We start from the raw sequence: 16803 nt of genomic DNA, 5'->3' as shown, positions 1-16803 counted from the left end.
CAGCCGGCTGTCGCCTTCAAATCCGACGACGACTTCCGGCTCCCCCGAGCACCGACTGGCCGCGCGTCAGAAGCTCAGAGCGGCTCCGCCCCACGCCCCATGGCGCTGATGCCGGTGCGACAGATCTCCACCAGCCCGATCACGCTCATCAGGCGCACGAACCGGTCGATCTCCTCGGTGGCGCCGGTCAGCTCGAACACGAAGGAGTTGAGCGTCGCGTCGAGCGTCTTGGCGCCGAAGGCCGCGGCCAACCGCAGGGCCTCGCTGCGGTGCTCGCCCTCGCCCTTCACCTTCACGAGGCAGATCTCGCGCTCGATGGCGTTGCCCTGGAGCGTCAGGTCCACGACCCGGTGCACCGGCACCAGGCGGTCGAGCTGCGCCTTGATCTGCTCGATCACGGCGTTCGTGCCCGTCGTAACGATGGTGATGCGCGAGATGTGGCGCGCCTCCTCGGTCTCGGAGACGGTCAGGCTCTCGATGTTGTAGCCGCGGCCGGAGAACAGGCCCGAGATGCGGGCGAGCACGCCGGGCTCGTTGTCGGCGATCACCGCCAGCGTGTGCCGGTTCACCGGCTCGACGCGGACCGCATCGGGGTAGTGGGTGTTCATCGCGTTCATCGCCGGCCTCGTCCTCGTCGTTCGACCCATCGCCGCCGCAGCGGCGGATCGCGGCCCGGCACGGAGCCGGGCCGCCCTCCCTCACACCAGCATCTTGCCTTCCTCGGAGATCACGTCGCCGAGCTCGACGCCGGTCTCGCCGAGGTAATCGGACAGGAGCATCTCGTTGTGCGCCTTGCCCGACGGGATCATCGGGAAGCAGTTCTCGGTCTTGTCGGCGATGCAGTCGAAGATCACCGGGCCGTCATGGGCGAGCATCTCGGCGATGGCGCCGTCGAGGTCGCCCGGCTTCTCGCAGCGCATGCCCTTGGCACCGTAGGCCTCGGCCAACTTCACGAAGTCCGGCAGGCTCTCCGAGTAGCTCTGCGAGTAGCGCGAGCCGTGCAGCAGCTCCTGCCACTGCCGGACCATGCCCATGTACTCGTTGTTCAGGATGAACACCTTGATCGGCAGGCGGTACTGCACCGCCGTCGACATCTCCTGCATGTTCATCAGGATCGAGGCCTCGCCGGCGATGTCGATCACCAGCCCGTTCGGGTGCGCGAGCTGCGTGCCGATCGCGGCCGGCAGGCCGTAGCCCATCGTGCCGAGGCCGCCCGACGTCATCCAGCGGTTCGGCTCGTCGTACTTGAAGTACTGGGCAGCCCACATCTGGTGCTGGCCGACCTCGGTGGTGATGTAGGTCTCGCGGCTCTTGCAGGCCTCGTAGAGGCGCTGGACCGCGTATTGCGGCTTGATGATCGTGCCCGACGGCCAGTAGGCGAGACAGTCCCGCGCCTTCCAGGTCCCGATCTTCTGGAACCACGAATCGAGGTTCGACTTGTCCGGCCGCGACGGCAAAGCGCGCCACGCCTCCAGCATGTCGGCCAGCACCGAGGCGCAGTCGCCGACGATGCCGACATCGACCTTCACGACCTTGTTGATCGAGGACGCGTCGACGTCGATGTGGATCTTCTTCGAGAACGGCGAGAACGCGTCGAGCCGGCCCGTGATCCGGTCGTCGAACCGGGCGCCGACGCAGATCATCACGTCGCACTCGTGCATCGCGAGGTTGGCCTCGTAGGTTCCGTGCATGCCGAGCATGCCCAGGAACTTCTCGTCCGTGCCCGGATAGGCGCCGAGCCCCATCAGGGTCGAAGTCACCGGGAAACCGGTCTCGCGGACGAGCTCGCGCAGCAGGCGCGAAGCCTCCGGGCCCGAGTTGATCACGCCGCCGCCGGTGTAGAAGACCGGCCGGCGCGCGGTTGCCATCAATTCGACGGCGGCGCGGATCCGGTCGGAATCGCCCTTCACGGCCGGGCGGTAGGTCTTGTGGCTCGCGATCTCAGGACGCTCGTAGAGCCCCGAGGCGAACTGGATGTCCTTGGGCAGGTCAACGACCACCGGGCCGGGACGGCCATTGGCCGCCACGTAGAACGCCTCGTGCAGGATGCGCGGCAGGTCGTCGATCGATTTGACCAGGTAATTGTGCTTCGTGCAGTGGCGCGTGATGCCGACCGTGTCGCATTCCTGAAAGGCATCGGTGCCGATCAGATGCGTCGGGACCTGGCCGGTGATGCAGACCAGCGGGATCGAATCCAGCATCGCGTCGGTCAGGCCGGTGACGATGTTGGTGGCGCCGGGACCCGAGGTGACGAGGACGCAGCCGACCTTGCCGGAGGAGCGGGCATAGCCCTCCGCCGCGTGGACAGCGCCCTGCTCGTGGCGGACCAGGATGTGCTTGACGGCGTTCTGATGGAACAGCGCGTCGTAGATCGGAAGTACGGCGCCGCCCGGATACCCGAACAGCGTGTCGACACCCTGATCCTGGAAGGCCCGGATGACCATCTCGGCCCCGGTCATGACCTCGCCGCTCATGCTCGTCTCCTCGCGCTCTCCGGAGCCACCGCGATCCTCGGATCGCCGCCCTGCCCCGTCCTCTCTCACCGCACCTTCGTCCCGCGGGGCGGTCTCCGCCTCGCCCGAACGTGCCCTTCGCGTCGATATCCCGTCTGCGCCGATCCCATGCTGCCCTGACGCGGGCAACAAAAAAGGGCCCCGAGGGACCCTGCATGCGCCACCGCTCGGACCGCGGCCCTAGCTCAGGGCCGCCCCGTCGGTGACGCTACCGCTACAATAAGGATCGTGGTCATCGGATATCCGAACTCGCCCCGCGGCGGCCGACCAATCCAGCAAGGATTGCAACGGATCGCGCGTGAAGTGCCGGGCGTCTTAGCGGAGAGCGGAGAGCGGGTCAACGGTTCTATCGTGCCGTTTCGGTGTTTCGAGCTTCCGCGCTTTCACGCCAGCGGCGGCGGGTAGCGGCGGACCCAGTTACTCGCTGCGTCGTAGGCCGTGCCGAGCTGAAGGCAGGCGAGCTCGCCGTGGTTGGGACCGACGATCTGGATGCCGGTGGGCAGTCCGGCCTCCCCGAACCCGGCCGGCACGTCGAGGGACGGCAGGCCCGCCATGGTCACCGGGATCACGGTCTGCATCCAGCGGTGATAGGTGTCCATCCGGCGCCCGCCGACCGTCTCGGGCCAGCGCAGAGACTTGTCGAACGGGAAGACCTGCGCCGTCGGCATCACGAGGTAGTCGTAAGTCGCCATGAACCGGCGCAGGGTCTCGTACCAGCGCGTACGGCCTTCCAGCGCGGCGATGATCTTGTCGGCGGTGAGCGCCAGCCCGCGCTCAACCTCCCAGGCGGCCTCCGGCTTCAGCTGGGACCGGTGGCGGGGCTCGTCGTAGAACGGGCGGAGGTTCGCCGCGACCGTCAGCGCCCGCAGCACCAGCCAATCCTGCCAGAGCCGCTCCATGTCGTAGTGCGGAACAGCCTCCTCGGCGATGCAGCCCAGCTCGGCGAAGGTGGTCAGCGCTGCGCGTCCGAGTTCCAGCACACCGGGATCGAACGGGATCTGCCCGCCGAAATCGCCGAGCCACGCAATGCGGGTGCCGCGGAAATCCCGGGCGCGCGGGCTGGCGAAGGCGGAGGGGTCCTGACGGATCGCGTTCGGGTTGCGCGGGTCGTAGCCCGCCTGAACGGAGAGCATCAGGCCGATATCGGCGGGCGTGCGCCCGATCGTCCCGAGCACGCCGAGGCCGGGGCTGAACACGTCCTTGGCCTCGGCGGGGATGCGGCCCCAGGCCGGGCGCAGGCCGTAGCAATTGTTGAAGGCCGGCGGGTTGCGCAGGGATCCGGCATGGTCACTGCCGTCGGCGACCGGCTGCATTCGCAGGGCCACCGCGACCGCGGCGCCGCCGCTCGACCCGCCCGCGGTCTTGTCGCGATCGTAAGCGTTGGCGGTGGTCCCGTAGACCGGGTTGAAGCTGTGCGAGCCGAGGCCGAATTCCGGGATGTTGGTCTTGCCGATGAAGATCGCTCCGGCGGCGCGCAGCCGGGCCACCATAATCGAGTCGGTGTCGGCGACCCGGTCGGCGAAGATCGGCGAGCCCTGCGTGAACCGCAGGCCCCGCACGGGATCGAGATCCTTCACCGCGAGGGGGAAGCCGTGGAGCGGTCCAACCGCCTCACCGCGCGCCAGGACGGCATCCGCGGCCTCCGCCTCGTGCAGAAGCGCCGCGTCGTCCCGCAGCCCCACGATGGCGTTCACCTGCGGGTTGATCCTGTGGATCCGCTCCAGATAGGCGCGCATCACCTCGACGCAGGAGACGACCCGGCCGCGGATGGCGGCGGCGAGGTCGACCGCGCCCATGGCCGTGATGCCGTCCGGTCGCACGTCCTGCATCGTACCGCTCCTTCAATCTGGTGGGCTGTGCCAGTCACTCCGCGATGCAAGATCGGAGACCGTTTTGGCGAGCGGAGCAAAGCGAGGACGGCGCGCCTTCGCCTCAGGCTGTCACGCCACCGACCAGGGCAGCGTCTCCTCGCCCCGGAACACCACCACCGCCGTGTCGTCGACCGAGACGGCCTCGGCGACCCGGCCGGGCCGCCGCTCCAGGGTCACGGTCCCGGGATTCGGCTCCAGGCCGTGGAAGCGGGCGCCGTTGAGCGACGCGAAGGCCTCGAACTTGTCCAGCGCTCCCTCCTCGTCGAAGACCTGCACGTAGGTCTGGAGCGCGCTCGGGCCGCAGAACACGCCGGCACAGCCGCAGGAGGCTTCCTTGGCGCCGCGGACATGCGGGGCCGTGTCGGTGCCGAGATAGAAGCAGGCCTCGCCCGAGGTCGCGGCCTTGCGCAGGGCCAGCCGGTGCCGCTCGCGCTTGGCCACCGGCAGGCAGTAGAGATGCGGGCGCAGGCCGCCCTGGAAGATGTGGGTTCGGTTGATTACCAAGTGGTGCGGCGTGATCGTCGCCGCGCACCGGCTCCGGTGCTCGCGGACCACGTCGAGGATCTCCGCCGTGGTGGCGTGCTCCACGGTGACCTTCAGCCCCTGATGGCGGCCGAGCAGCGGGATCAGGCTGCCTTCCATGAAGGCGGCCTCGCGGTCGAAGATGTCGATCTCCGGGTCGGTCGCCTCGCCGTGGATCAGGAGCGGCATGCCGATCCGCTCCATCCGCTCCAGCACGGGCGCGATGCCGTTCAGGTCGGTGACGCCCGCGTGCGAGTTCGTGGTCGCGCCGGCCGGATACAGCTTGGCGGCGACCCAGACCTTGTCCCGGAAGCCACGCTCGATCTCATCCGGATCGGTGTCGTCCCGCAGGTAGCAGGTCATCAGCGGCGTAAAGTCCATGCCGGCGGGCAACGCGGCGAGGATGCGCTCCCGGTAGGCCTGCGCGGCCGCGACCGTGGTCACCGGCGGCACGAGGTTCGGCATGATGATGCCCCGGGCGAACTGCGCCGCTGTATAGGGCAGCACCGCCTTCAGCATGGCACCGTCGCGCAGGTGGATGTGCCAGTCGTCCGGCCGGCGGATCGTGATCCGGTCGACCGGTTTCGCCTCCTGGCGCTCGGCGGGGAACAGCTCGGCGACACCCATCGCGAAACTCCTCAGGCCTGACCGAAGGCGGAGATGCCGCCATGAGCCGCGGACCACTCCGCCGGCGCGTTGAGGAAGCGCTCGACCTCTTCCAGGGTCTTCGGATCGAAGGTGCCCATCTCCTTGGCCACCGCCAGCACGTCCCACCACGTGGTGAGGTAGTGGAGCTTGATGCCGATCTCCTCCATCAGCGCGGCACTGCCGGGGAAGATGTCGTAGTAGAACAGCACGAAGCAGTGATCGACCTGGGCGCCGGAATCGCGCAGGGCCTTGCAGAAATTGACCTTGCTGCGCCCGTCGGTGGCGAGATCCTCGACCAGCAGGGTCCGGGCGCCCTCGGCGATCTCGCCCTCAATCTGGGCGTTGCGGCCGAAGCCCTTGGGCTTCTTCCGGATGTACTGCATCGGCAGCATCATCCGGTCGGCGATCCAGGCGGCGAAGGGGATGCCGGCGGTCTCGCCGCCCGCGATGTGGGTCAGCTTCTCGTAGCCGATCTCGCGCACGATCGTGGCGGTGGCGAAATCCATCAGCGTCGAGCGCAGGCGTGGGAATGAGATGATCTTCCGGCTGTCGGTGTAGACCGGGCTCGCCCAGCCGGAGGTGAACTTGAACGGCTCGTCCTTGTAGAAGAGCACCGCGCCGATCTCGAGGAACATCTTGGCCGCCTCGCGGGCGATCACTTGCCGGTCGAGGGGCAGGAAGGGGCTGGTCATGCGGCGTGCGCGCTCCGCTGGGGTGCTCTCCGGGGCTTGAAAATCAGTCCGGCCGGAGAGAACGCGTTGAATAAGGGCCTGACCGCCCTCCTCCGCCCTGTCTCCGTCAGCGTCAACCCTGTGCGGCGCGCTATCCGCGCTTCACTTCATGCGGTCTTGCCGGCCCGCAGATGCGCGAGGTGCCGGATCGCCAGAGCGTAGCCATGTGTCCCGAACCCCGCCAGCACGGCCGTCGCCGCGAGCGAGATGTAGGAGTGGTGGCGGAAGGCCTCGCGGCGATGGACGTTCGAGATGTGGCACTCGATGACCGGCACCTCGCAGGCGTTGAGCGCGTCGAGGATCGCCACCGACGTGTGGGTGTAGGCGCCGGCGTTGATGACGATGCCGGCCGAGCCGACCCGGAATTCCTGGATCGCGTCGATCAGCACGTGCTCGGCGTTGCTCTGGCGGCACTCGACCGCGAGTCCGAAGCCTGTGGCGGTCTCGCGGCACAGGGCCTCGACATCGGCCAGCGTCTCGCGGCCGTAGATCTCTGGCTGGCGCTTGCCCAGCAGGTTCAGGTTCGGCCCGTTCAGGACCAGGATCGTGTCGTTCATCGTGTGCCTCGCGGCCCGAGAGGTGCGGCAAGCGCCGGCAAGACACAAGGGCAGGATGTCATCCGGCCGGAGATGTCCCGCATACGGACCCGAGTCGCACGCCGGTCGGTTCAGATCCGCGACCCGCGGCGCTATCCCGGACGGCGCGAGGGGATGAGGCAGGGAGAACAATCGGATGGCGGCATCCCGAAGCGACGCACCCGTGGTGATCGCGGTGGCGATCACGGGCTCGGTCCCGCGCAAGAAGGACAACCCGGCCGTGCCCGTCACGGTGTCCGAGCAGATCGAATCGACGCAGCAGGCCTTCGAGGCCGGCGCCAGGCTCTGCCACATCCACGTGCGCAACGACGACGAGTCGCCCTCCTCCGACCCGGACAAGTTCGCCGCCGTGCAGGAGGGGCTGCGCCAGCACTGCCCGGGGATGATCGTGCAGTTCTCCACCGGCGGGCGCGGGCGCGACCCGGCCGCCCGTGGCCTCTCGCTCAGGCACCGGCCCGACATGGCCTCTCTGTCCACCGGCTCGGTGAATTTCCCGACCATCGTCTACGAGAATTCCGCGAGCCTCGTGACCGACCTCGCCAGCCAGATGAAGCAGTACGGCGTCCGGCCCGAGATCGAGATCTTCGACCTCTCGCACCTGCACGGCGCCAAGCGCCTCGTGTACGCGGGCCTGATCGACGCGCGCCCGCACGTGCAGTTCGTCATGGGCGTCCAGAATGCGATGCCGGCCGAGGAGCACCTCCTCGACATTCTGCTCGCCGAGACCCGGCGGATCCTGCCCGAGGCGACCTGGACCGCCGCCGGGATCGGCCGCAATCAGGCGGTGGTGATGGACTGGGCGCTGGCCCGCGGCGCCGACGCGGTGCGCACGGGCCTCGAGGACAACATCCGGGTGACGAAGGACCGTCTGGCGGCGAGCAACGCCGAGCTGGTCGGGCTCGCCGCAGAGGCCGTGGCCCGCCACGGCCGCCGTGTCGCGACGCCCGCCGAGGCGCGCGCCGCGCTCGGGCTTGGCTGAGCCACCTTCTCACGCGCGGGTCGGCGTGCTAACGCTCCGACCGCGCGGGTGTAGCTCAATGGTAGAGCAGCAGCCTTCCAAGCTGAATACCCGGGTTCGATTCCCGGTACCCGCTCCATCAATTTTCATTGCTGCGTCAGCGAGTTGGCCGCATTTGGTCCGACGCTGACGCATGTCCGGGATGGCCGGATACAACATCGATACAACCATTCACAGGTGGCGACCGTGGGCTGCGTGATTCTCGTCGACAACTCGAACATCTTCATCGAGGGCCAGAAGGCCTCGGCGGTTCGTAAGGGGGAGCTTCCCGCCGCGCCCGGCGACAGGCAGCCTTCGGACATCTCCTGGCGCATCGACTTCTCGCGCCTGCTCACCCGCCTCGCCGACGGGAGGCCGATCCAGGAAGCGATCCTTGTCGGGTCCCGGCCGCCGGCGAACGACGCGGTGTGGACGATGGCCGAGCAGGGGGGCTTCAAGGTCATCACGCACGAGCGCAACGCCCAGAACAAGGAGAAGGCCGTCGACACGGAGTTGGTCGCGCAGGGGACCCGCATCATCGTGAAGGCACCCGAGCCGGGCGTGCTCGTGCTCGCCTCGGCGGATCGGGACTTCATGCCCTTGGTGCGGGTCGCGCAGGAGGAGGGCTGGGAGGTCGAGATGGCGGCGTTCTCCCGGGCGTTCAGCCCGACCGGTGAGATGGCAATCTCCGTCAACCGGGTCCGTCCCCTCGACGGTTCTTTGGACCTGATCGGGGGCTGCGCGTTCGAATGGCCGTGATGACCTGCGCCATTCCGCGCGGCCGACGCATTTCCGACAGTTGATGATCCGGCGTCATAGGGTCGGGGAGCGACTTACCTCTGGCCTCCGCTGCGCTTCTCCTCATCGAGCTGCTCGTGGCGGGCCAGGGTAGCGAGCCGGCCTATGACGGTGTGGTGCGCCCTGCCGAGCCGACGGCCGATCTCGCTGGCCCCGAGCCCCTCGGCTTCGAGCAGCAGGAGCTGGGCGTCCTCTTCCGGGGTGAACCGCCGTACGACGCGCCCGCCCCGGACGTAGTCCGTACCGGCCTTGCCGACCCTGCCGCTCCTCGGGCCGACCACGCCCAGGCGCAGGAGCTGCCACTCCACGGCCGCCACGTTCGCATCCATGGCCGCGGCGATGCGTGGGCGAGGTATGCCGGCCTCGACCATGTCCGCCATGCGGTCGAGCTGTTCCGGCGTCCAGTGGTACCTGCGTTTCGACATGCGCGTTCAGGGTTGGAGTGACGCAGATCCTGCCTTGAAGGACGTGGAATTCTCGAAAAGGGCCTGGATCGCCCCGCAGAATAGCTTCTCCTCCTCCTCGATGTCGACGGACGCCAGGTCGATGTGGCCCGTGTAGACCTCAGTATCACCAACGGTCCCCACGAATCGCGCCGGCTCCACGCCGTCCGGACGGATCGGGTAGAGCAGCATCACCCTCGGGCACCGGTAGCGGACGGAGTAGCCCAGGACCTGGTTCAGGTCGGGCCGGTCCGGGACGCCCTCGTTGCGCTTGTACTTGGCGTCGATCACCAAGTGGGTCGCCGCACCGTCCTGCAAGACGATGTCGGGGGTCATGTCAGTATTCTTGGCCCCGGCGGCGAGCGTCTCGTAGGCCGGCATCTTGGCGCCGCCCGGGCCGCCCAAGTTGCCGTCGAGCACCCGCGGCGCGCCGGCGCGCCCGAAGTGCCCGGACAGGAGCCGGCGGGCGTAGTCCTCGAAGATCCGCTCCATGTCGACCAGGATCGTGCGGAAGACCGTCTCCCCGTCCGGATCCCGGATGGCCAGGCCCTGGCCGCGGATGATCAGCTCGGCCAGCAGCAGGGCGTCGACGTAGTGCTCGTGGTATTGCGGCAGTGAGGCCAGGTAACGGGCGACGGCCTCGGGGCTCGCCTCGGACGGACGCGCCGGCGCAATGTGCTCCAGGCCGCGCAGGGTGCGCCGCAACTCGTGGAGGCGCTTGGGGCTGACGAGCTCCGACGGCAGGGAGAGAAAGCGCCGCAGCAGGTTCTCGACCCCGAGGCGCAGCATCCGGTTCGGGCCGAAATCCGTGGTGCGCTCGAACGACGACGAGACGGCGACGGGTCTGGCGCCCCGCTGGGTGAGGAGGGCGCTGTCGAGGGCGCGCACGCTCCCGGCCGGGGACGACCCGATGCGCTCGCGGCGCTCGTACTGCGCGACCAGGCCGTCGCGCCAGATGCGCTGGAAGATGGCCAGCAACTGCTCGGCCATCAGGTCCACCAGGGAGACCGGCATCTCCGTGGACGTAGAGAAGGTGCGGAGGTGCCTAGCGAGCACGACGGGCCGGTAACCCGTCACCATGCCCATCAGGCGCTCCATGTTCCCGACCGGCACCCGCGGCGTGACGTTGATGGCCCAGGCATCGTTGAGCGGGATGTAGCCGACGTAGCGGCCGAGCAGGATGTGGGGCACGGTCCCCTTGAAGAGGACCTGGAAGTATTTCAGGACGTCGTCGTGCAGGTCGAGCCTGCCATTGGGCAGCACGAGTTCCGGAGGCAGCGGCAGCATCGCGTGCTCGGTGGCCTGCAGGACCCGGTGGTCGGCCCGATGACCTGACGCGAAGCTGACGCCCGCCGGGACGCGTTGGAGGCGCCGCATCGCGCCGCCTTAGGCCGCCGCGCCCGGGGCACCTGCCGGCACGGCCTCGGGATCGGTGGACGCTTCCACCTCGGGCGCCGGCGCTCCGTCCTCAAAGGCACGCCACATGCGCCGGATGTCCTTGTAGGTCTCGGGCAAGAACCGGCAGGCCCGCTTGAAGAACGGATCGAGGCTGAACGCCCAGATCCGCCTCGCGCTGGTGTCATTGACCGCGTTGATGAAGTAGGCATGCCCAAGCCTACAGTATTCGTCATCAAGCCGCTGGATGCCCTCGTAGAACGCGAGCATCCGTTCCACGAACTCCTGCTCGGCGCCCTTCGCCAACAGGATCTCCCGTAGGAGGTCTGGGCTCGGCGGCATCTCGACCCGGGCGAAGCGCCGCTCGAAGGCGATGTCCATGTCGTCCACGCCCTTGTCCCAAGGGTTCATGGTCGCGATGATCACCAGGTTCTCGGGGATCGTCATCTCCAGCCCGGAGGCGACCCGGAAGGGCAGCTTGCGCTTGTCCATCTCGACGTAGGTGAGGGCCTCCCCGAAGACCCTGGCGGCGTCGCAGCGCGAGATCTCGTCGATGACGAGCACGTGCTGCGTATCCGGGCGCGCCAGCGCCTTCTCGCACATGATGGGTAGCGTCCGCTTCACCGGCTGAAACCGGCCCGCCGCGTCCGGGACGAACCCGACCATGAAGTCCTCGTACTGATACGAGGTGTGGAACTGAACGAAGTCGGTCGCGTCGGCATCGCCCGCATATGCGTGGGCGAGCCGCTTGGCGTACCAGCTCTTGCTCGTCCCCGGGGGGCCCACCAAGATGATGCCGGCGTAGCCAAGGTCGATGGCGTCGAGGAGCTGCGCCAGGACCTCGTCGCCCTCGGGCAGTTCCAGGTCCTCGGGCGAAGTGTCGGCGGCGCTCAGCGCGGGCGCCGGGGCGTCGGGCGTCGAGGCCACGGCTGACGCGATGCCCAGGTTCTCGACCGTGAGCTGGCGGACCTTCTCCGGCGTCATGATCATCAAGCCGCGTCTTGAGCCAGGGGGACGAGGTCTTCGTCGGCGAAACCGTCGAGGCTCGGGTCGAACAGGGCGGCGAACGTCGCCGACTCGTCCGTGTGGTGTGCGCGGAGGGCGAAGCGGTCACGGAAGGTATCGAGGACCGCCTGCAGGCTGCGCTCCTCGAACCCGTAGTCGCGGAACAGGTAGGCGGCGAGCGCGACGGCCTGGACGCGCTTGCCCCCGAGCATCGAGCCTGACGCCACGTTCGCGTGGTCCGGCATCAGGGAGTAGGTCACGCCCTGGCCCTTCCCCTTCACGTCCACGGCGGCCATGAACGGCCCGTCCGGCCGGAGCGAGCTTGGTGCGTAGGAGCCGGCCACGTTCTTGTTGAAGGGCTTGACCTCGCCGGCGTCCGGGTTGCGGACCGGCGAGAAGAAGGGCGACGAGGTCTTGAGGCCCGCGACGGTCAGGTAGCGCTGGTGGAAGTCCTTGATGTCCCGGCTCCGGTGGAGGCCGCCCTTGCCCCGGCGGTCGGCCTCCAGAAGACCTAGGTAGCCCGCGAAATGCTCGTGCGCCGGCGTAGCGGAAAGCCGGTCCATCGCCCGTCGGACCGCATCCACAGTGAATACGTAGGTCTCACCCGACCCTGGACCTGCTGCCACCTGACGTTGCCCTCTTCGACGCGGGGGTGTTCGCCAGATCTATACCGTACGCACTTCGTCCCGCGGAAGCGGCGGCGCGCAACGTCGTGCCGGTCCCGGAGAACGGATCCAGGACGATGCCTGGCCGGTATGGGCCCTCGCAGCCGCAGTCGGTCCAGCCGGCTGTCACGCGCTTCGCGAAGGTGAACTCGCGGAAGTACCCGCCCAGAGCCACCTTGGCCTCGGCCGCCAGCCGCTGGACGGCGGCGGAATTCCTGCCGGTGCCCGTCTGTGTCTTCATCGCCTTGCCGGCGTCCGAGATGCCTGTCGCCTGGATGGCCGCGATGTGGGCGTCCGTCAGACCCTTCTCGGCCGCCAGCTCCATGGCGCGGCGCGCCTGCGGCCGCGTGGTGTCGAGCATCGCCGTACGCTCCACGATCCGGCGCCGTGGCTTGCCGCAGCACGTGCAGACCTGCTCCGGGCAGGCGAGCGTGAGGATGCGGTCCACGAGCTCCACCGGGTATGGCGCCAAGTGATTGCTGAGATCCCGCCGCAAGCCGATGGTCCAGACGTCGCTCGGCCCGGTGCCATTCCCATACTTCTCGGCATAGCCGAACTGGTCGTAGTAGTAGTTCTTGTTCCGAACGAAGTGGAAGATGAACTCATGCCGGCTCTTGAGCCGGTCCTTCGCGGGATCAGGCATCCCGCCTTCCTTGACCCAGATGATGCGATTGCGGAGCTTCCACCCGGCATCCTCGGCGGCCACCTCAAGCCTGGCAGGCGTACCGGCGAGAGAGTTGCGGTGATAGGTGTCGCCAAGGTTGATGAACACCGAGCCCCATTCGGGAATGACCCGCCGCCAGTCCTCCATGCATTCGAGGAGGGACGCCACGAACTCGTCGGCCGTGGGTTCCTGGCCAATCTGACCGCGCACTCCGTAGTCGCGCTTCAGCCAGTAGGGCGGTGACGTCACGACGAGATCGGCGTCCCCTGCCTTTAGTGGCACGGAGCGCGCGTCGCCGAACAGGGTCTTTATGAACGCCGGTTCGAGGACCGGTTCCGGCGGGGTCGCCTTGCCGCGACGAGAACGGATGTTCGCGCCGTCGGCCTTCGCGGGTTCGGGGCGGAAGAGGTCTGGCTTGACGTTCACGTTCATCGCGCGGGCCTGTTCAAGGATTGCAATACTCGTCCGTTCGGTCGGTCCTACTGGCCGACCGCGCCTGTCCCCGGCAGGCGTTTCATTTCGTGCTGCAACCCAGTGCCTCGCCGCTTCGGTTAACCGACCGCCACATTGTATTAACCCGCGCCGGTGCGCCAGCCGAGAGTGCGAAGATCGTTACCAACAGCCTGGGCTCTTGGCGCCGGCGGCTTGACCGCGCCAGGGCGGCCGGGCACCACCGGGGGCGGGCCATGGCATCGGGCCGTGCCCCCGCGTGGAGACGGTCCATGACGCCCCTCGTCCGCCTTGAGCTCGCCGCGCCGTCGATGCCGGAGCCGGGCGACCTCCGCCTCGGCCGCGTGTGGCTCGACGGCCGCGAGGGCGAGCTCGTGTACGTCGGGCGGGAGCCGCACTTGGAGGGGCCCGACGGCCGGGTCCCGATCCCGAGGGATGCGTACGGCGTCGCCCTCGTCGAGGCCCTCGATGCCCTTGCCAACCGCGTCTGGGGCGACGACTGGTCCTCCGCCGTGGCCGAGCTCACCGGCATGAACAGGCGCTCGACGGCGCGCGACCGCGTCCGGAAACAGGGGCTTCCCCCGAACGCCCTCTCTGGCGTCGTGAGGATCGCCCAGCGCCATGACGCCAGGGAGTTCGCCGCCCTCGTTCGGGCCGCGGCGCGGTATCTCGACGCCCAACGCACCATCGGGGCGACCGCCCTATTCACGGATGCCACGAGTGCCTTGGTAGAGCTTAGGGGGCTGCGGGCGCTGGATCCAACCCACCGTTAACGGGTTCGCAAGCCGCTTCCTATAGAACCGCTCACCTGCCCCGTCGGCATAGGCCGACATGGGCGCTGGAGATTGAGTCCATGACCGACGACGCGCAGCGTCGGGCGCCGGCCGCCCGCGCGGGTGAGCACACGCCCGCAGACCTCCTCACCACGGTTCCCACCTACAGCGAGCTCGCCCTGGGGTACCCCACGCTGGGGCCGCCCTCCGCCGACATGGCCGCCTGGGCGCGTACCCTCGACCTCGCAGGCGTCCCTGACGGCGTCCGGTGTGCCATCGAGGCCCTGACCGACGACGGCCACGTCCTGCAGATCGTCGCCGTCGCGCAGGCCTGCGAGCTCGCCAGCGTCGACCGCGCGCTGCCGGTCGAATCGCGCGAGACGATGACCGAGTGGCGCGACCGGGCCCGACTCGTCGCGGCAATCGCCGGGCATCGCCAATGCGCCCTGGCCGCGATGCACACGCTCGACGTCGACGCCGGCGCCACGGAGGATCCCGTGCAGAGGCGCCAAGTCCTCTGCACGCGCGCCGAGGCGAGCCACATCGTCCGGCAGGTCGAGCTCGGGACATACGACGCCGCGAACGCCTGGCGCCCGGAGAACCGCCTGCTCTCTCGGCAGATGGCCTGGGTGGATCTCGTCGACGAGGCAACAATAGTGACGGCGACCGCGCCCCGCGCCGAGCCCGAGTTCGACGTCTGCTTCGACGGCCTCGATGACAACGTCGTTTCCGGGCTGCCGCCGGTGACGCACGCCGCCGCCCTGCAACTGCAACGCACGCTCGACGTGCCAGGCGTCAGCGAGGCCCTGGTCGGTGGTGGCGGCGTCGTCCTGCTCGACGTGCCCGACGCGCTGACGCTCGCCGTGCTTAAGGACACGGCCGACGCCAAGCGGGGCGTCCCGTTCGGCGTCGAGATGCTCGCCGAGGACGCGCCGGCGAAGCATCACGAGGCGGCCAAGCGCGAGCGGCAGTACGTCGCCTGCCTCAGGCGTGAGCAGCCTGTTCTGGCCCTGTCGCCGGACGCCGGGACGTGCCTGCCGGCCGTCGCGCTGCGGGCGGCCGACCACCGCCTCACGCTGTCCCCGATCTGCGGGGCGGACGTGGCTGCCGTCATCCGGGGCACGACCGGCCAGGCCGTCTCCGACGCCGACCGCGCCCGGCTGGAGGGGCTCGCGTTCTCGGCGGCCGACGTCGCCGCGGCGGTGCGCCCGGGGCGGGATCCGGCACGCTGCGTCGAGCACATCGTCCGGCTCGTCACGCCGACGCCGGCGTCGGGCCGGGGGCGGGACCTTACGCTCGATCAGCTCCACGGCGCCCGGGAGGCGGTCGAGTGGGGCCGCGGCCTCATCGCGGACCTGGCAGCATGGCGGAGCGGGGAGCATTGGGCGACAGTCCGCAACGGCGCCATTCTCGGCGGGCTGCCCGGCACCGGCAAGACGCTTTTCGCGCAGGCTCTCGCCAACAGCAGCGGGTTGCCCCTCATCATCTCGTCGCTGATGGAGTGGCAGGGCACGGGGGAGGCGCATCTCGGGACAACGCTGAGGGCGATGCGCGAGACGTTCGCGCGGGCCAAGGCCCTGGCCTCGGGGCAGCGCGGCTGCCTGCTGCTGGTCGGCGAGGTCGACGTTTTCGCCGACCGCCGCACGGTGCAGCATCGTCACGCTGACTACGTCCTGCAAGTCATCAACTCGTTCCTGGAGCAACTCGACGGAGCGGCGGGTCGGGAGGGCGTCATCGTCATCGGGACGACCAACGATCCGGACCGCATCGACCCGGCGATCCGGCGGCCCGGGCGGCTCGGCAAGACGATCCAGATGGGCCTGCCGGACGTGGAGGAGCGCGTCGCGATGCTGCGCGTCCGCCTCGGTGACGACCTGCGCGACGCGGACCTGCTGCCGGTCGCGTACCGGACGGAACGGCACACTGGCGCGATGATCGAGGCCCTGGTCGAGGACGCCCGCCGCCGCGCCCGGCACGCGGGGCGGCCGCTCGCCCTCGATGACCTGCTGGACGTCGCCGGGGCCGGGGACGCGGACACGCCGGAGGCGACGCTGTACCGCCTGGCGGTGCACGAGTCCGGGCACGCCCTGCAGGCGCACCTGTCTGATCCGGACCGCGACTTGATCGTCACCCTGCAGTCGCGCGAGGGCGTCGGCGGGTGGGTCGAGCTAGTCGGGGGGGACAGCGGGGTATGGACGCGCGCCGAGGCCGAGGCGCGGATCCGGATCGGGCTCGCGGGCCGGGCGGCGGAGGAGATCATCCTCGACAGCGCCAGCTCGGGCGCGCGCCAGGACCTGCTCACCGTGACGAGGATCGCGGTCCGTATGCTGGGCGAGTGGGGTCTGGGCGAGCGTAGCCTGATTGCCGTCGAGCGGGATCCCGTCACGGCGCTCGCGACGGACCCGCGCCTGCAGGCGGAGACGTCGGCCCTACTCGACAGGCTGTACGCCGAGACGCGGGACACGGTCCGCCGGCATGCGGGAGCCGTACGCCGGATTGCGGAAGCGCTGCTCGTCGAGCGCCGTCTCGATGGCGCGCGGGTCGCCCGGCTGGTCGCCGAGGCCGGACCGGCGCGGCGGCGATGAGGGAGGCGATCATGGACCGGACCGATCCCTCCGAGCGTCAGCTCGCGCTGTTCGGCATCGCCGCTCACGCCATCGCACTCGTCCGCGACGGTCTCATCAGGCCCGGGGACCTGGCCGAGATCACCGCTGTCATCCAGGCCCTCATCA

General features: G+C 69.1%; 15 protein-coding genes and 1 tRNA gene. 5 read left to right on the top strand and 11 right to left on the bottom strand.

What is annotated here, in order from left to right:
• Window positions 1-74 precede the first annotated feature (74 nt).
• From ilvN to aroQ, 6 genes are all read right to left on the bottom strand, one after another.
• Window positions 75-617, bottom strand: a complete 543-nt coding sequence (ilvN, locus tag M6G65_RS30725) for an acetolactate synthase small subunit (protein ID WP_250103285.1) — start codon at window positions 615-617, stop codon at window positions 75-77.
• Window positions 618-698: 81 nt separating this feature from the next.
• Entirely contained in the window at window positions 699-2474 is a 1776-nt protein-coding gene (locus M6G65_RS30720; RefSeq protein ID WP_250103284.1) for an acetolactate synthase 3 large subunit, read from the bottom strand.
• A gap of 422 nt (window positions 2475-2896) precedes the next feature.
• Window positions 2897-4342 (bottom strand): amidase, encoded by a 1446-nt coding sequence (locus M6G65_RS30715; protein WP_250103283.1) that lies wholly within the window; start codon window positions 4340-4342, stop codon window positions 2897-2899.
• A gap of 111 nt (window positions 4343-4453) precedes the next feature.
• Window positions 4454-5533, bottom strand: a complete 1080-nt coding sequence (gene pyrC, locus M6G65_RS30710) for a dihydroorotase (RefSeq protein WP_238193926.1) — start codon at window positions 5531-5533, stop codon at window positions 4454-4456.
• An 11-nt stretch (window positions 5534-5544) separates the two neighbouring features.
• Window positions 5545-6246 carry an orotate phosphoribosyltransferase gene (locus tag M6G65_RS30705; protein WP_250103282.1) on the bottom strand — a complete coding sequence of 234 codons (702 nt, stop codon included), beginning with the start codon at window positions 6244-6246 and terminating at the stop codon, window positions 5545-5547.
• A 146-nt stretch (window positions 6247-6392) separates the two neighbouring features.
• A complete protein-coding gene (gene aroQ / locus M6G65_RS30700) occupies window positions 6393-6842 on the bottom strand; it encodes a type II 3-dehydroquinate dehydratase (RefSeq protein ID WP_238193922.1) in 450 nt (149 codons plus the stop codon).
• Window positions 6843-7017: 175 nt separating this feature from the next.
• Here aroQ and M6G65_RS30695 point away from each other — a divergent pair, with 175 nt between their 5' ends.
• The 3 genes from M6G65_RS30695 (at window position 7018) to M6G65_RS30685 (ending at window position 8637) form a co-directional block, all read left to right on the top strand.
• Window positions 7018-7860, top strand: coding sequence for a 3-oxoadipate:acetyl-CoA acetyltransferase (locus M6G65_RS30695; RefSeq protein ID WP_238193921.1), 843 nt, complete (start codon window positions 7018-7020; stop codon window positions 7858-7860).
• A gap of 44 nt (window positions 7861-7904) precedes the next feature.
• Window positions 7905-7978 (top strand) — tRNA-Gly (locus M6G65_RS30690).
• A gap of 26 nt (window positions 7979-8004) precedes the next feature.
• Window positions 8005-8637, top strand: coding sequence for an NYN domain-containing protein (locus M6G65_RS30685; RefSeq protein WP_250103281.1), 633 nt, complete (start codon window positions 8005-8007; stop codon window positions 8635-8637).
• Between the two features lie 74 nt (window positions 8638-8711).
• On the opposite strand, the gene M6G65_RS30680 is transcribed toward M6G65_RS30685, so the two are convergent.
• The 5 genes from M6G65_RS30680 to M6G65_RS30660 are packed head-to-tail and all read right to left on the bottom strand — an operon-like array spanning window position 8712 to window position 13280.
• A complete protein-coding gene (locus M6G65_RS30680; RefSeq protein WP_063111868.1) occupies window positions 8712-9101 on the bottom strand; it encodes a hypothetical protein in 390 nt (129 codons plus the stop codon).
• A gap of 6 nt (window positions 9102-9107) precedes the next feature.
• Window positions 9108-10496, bottom strand: coding sequence for an McrC family protein (locus M6G65_RS30675; RefSeq protein ID WP_238193917.1), 1389 nt, complete (start codon window positions 10494-10496; stop codon window positions 9108-9110).
• A 9-nt stretch (window positions 10497-10505) separates the two neighbouring features.
• Window positions 10506-11504 carry an McrB family protein gene (locus M6G65_RS30670; protein WP_238193915.1) on the bottom strand — a complete coding sequence of 333 codons (999 nt, stop codon included), beginning with the start codon at window positions 11502-11504 and terminating at the stop codon, window positions 10506-10508.
• Complete coding sequence (locus M6G65_RS30665) at window positions 11504-12082, bottom strand: hypothetical protein (protein WP_250103280.1); 579 nt, start codon at window positions 12080-12082, stop codon at window positions 11504-11506. The genes M6G65_RS30670 and M6G65_RS30665 overlap by 1 nt, the downstream gene beginning before the upstream one ends.
• Before the next feature lie 37 nt (window positions 12083-12119).
• A complete protein-coding gene (locus M6G65_RS30660; RefSeq protein WP_238193911.1) occupies window positions 12120-13280 on the bottom strand; it encodes a DNA-methyltransferase in 1161 nt (386 codons plus the stop codon).
• 290 nt (window positions 13281-13570) lie between these two features.
• Here M6G65_RS30660 and M6G65_RS30655 point away from each other — a divergent pair, with 290 nt between their 5' ends.
• Window positions 13571-14071: a hypothetical protein gene (locus M6G65_RS30655; RefSeq protein WP_238193909.1), complete on the top strand. Its 501-nt coding sequence runs from the start codon at window positions 13571-13573 to the stop codon at window positions 14069-14071.
• 80 nt (window positions 14072-14151) lie between these two features.
• Complete coding sequence (locus tag M6G65_RS30650; RefSeq protein WP_250103279.1) at window positions 14152-16656, top strand: AAA family ATPase; 2505 nt, start codon at window positions 14152-14154, stop codon at window positions 16654-16656.
• The last annotated feature ends 147 nt before the right edge of the window (window positions 16657-16803 follow it).

This window comes from Methylobacterium tardum (assembly GCF_023546765.1).
Lineage (GTDB): Bacteria > Pseudomonadota > Alphaproteobacteria > Rhizobiales > Beijerinckiaceae > Methylobacterium > Methylobacterium tardum.
This window is presented reverse-complemented; position numbering and strand designations above follow the sequence as displayed.